The 1,523-nt window shown below is 45.0% G+C and carries 1 protein-coding gene; it reads left to right on the forward strand.

The window, feature by feature from the left end; all coding sequences use genetic code 11:
• On the forward strand, nucleotides 1-1,523 hold a 1,523-nt coding region (locus ACH2DQ_RS09180; RefSeq protein ID WP_395026481.1), incomplete at both ends, for a formate--tetrahydrofolate ligase.

Here is a 1,523-nt window from a genome sequence, read left to right on the forward strand (position 1 = left end):
ATTACAGAAATCGCAGCAAAAGCAGGTATTGACGAGAAATATCTTGAGCAATATGGAAAATACAAAGCGAAAATTGACTACAATCTGTTAAATGAAAGTGATGCTCCCAACGGAAAATTAGTTCTGGTAACAGCAATCAATCCGACTCCTGCAGGGGAAGGAAAGACCACAACAACCGTAGGTCTGGCTGATGGTTTGCAGAAACTGGGCAAGAACGTTATGGTTGCACTTCGTGAGCCATCTTTAGGACCGGTATTCGGTGTAAAGGGCGGCGCAGCAGGCGGCGGCTATGCACAGGTCGTTCCAATGGAAGATATCAATCTTCATTTCACAGGCGATTTCCATGCAATCGGTGCAGCGAACAACTTACTGGCTGCAATGCTGGATAACCACATTTTCCAGGGCAATGCATTAAACATCGACCCAAGAAAAATCACATGGAGAAGATGTGTGGATATGAATGACCGCCAGCTTCGTAATGTAATCGACGGACTGGGCGGAAAGACAAACGGAATGCCAAGAGAAGACGGCTATGATATCACCGTTGCATCTGAAATCATGGCAGTATTATGTCTGGCGAAAGACATCACCGATTTAAAAGAAAGACTTTCCAAGATTATCGTTGGATATACATATGGAAAGATCGCAGAGCAGAAACCGGTAACAGCAGGGGACTTAAATGCACAGGGCGCTATGACGGCACTGTTAAAAGATGCGCTGAAACCAAACCTGGTTCAGACACTGGAGCATGTACCGGCAATCGTACACGGCGGACCATTTGCAAATATTGCACACGGCTGTAACTCTGTAATCGCAACCAAGATGGCATTAAAATTAGGCGATTATGCAATCACAGAAGCAGGATTCGGAGCAGACCTTGGTGCTGAGAAATTCCTGGATATCAAGTGCCGTATGGCTGGGCTTACCCCATCCGCAGTTGTAATCGTAGCAACAGTACGTGCATTAAAATACAATGGCGGCGTTCCAAAGGCTGACTTAAATAACGAAAACTTAGAAGCACTGGAAAAAGGCATGCCAAACTTACTGAAACATGTAAGCAATATCAAAAATGTATACGGACTGCCATGCGTGGTAGCAATTAATGCATTCCCAACAGATACCAAGGCAGAATTAGACCTGGTAGAAGCAAAATGTAAAGAGCTGGGTGTAAACGTGGCACTTTCTGAAGTATGGGCAAAAGGCGGCGAAGGCGGCGTAGCACTTGCAAAAGAAGTAATCCGTTTAGTAGAAGAGCCAAGTGAATTCCACTATTCTTATGAATTAGACGGAAGCATCGAAGATAAATTAAATGCAATCGTACAGAAAGTATACGGCGGAAAGAAGGCAGTTCTTACAGCAAATGCACAGAAACAGGCAAAAGAGCTGGAAGGTCTTGGATTTGGAAACTGCCCGATCTGTGTTGCTAAGACACAGTACAGTCTGACAGATGACCAGACAAAGCTTGGCGCACCGACAGACTTTGAAGTAACGGTACGTAACTTAAAGATCTCGGCAGGAGCAGG

This window comes from Robinsoniella sp. (genome assembly GCF_034124845.1).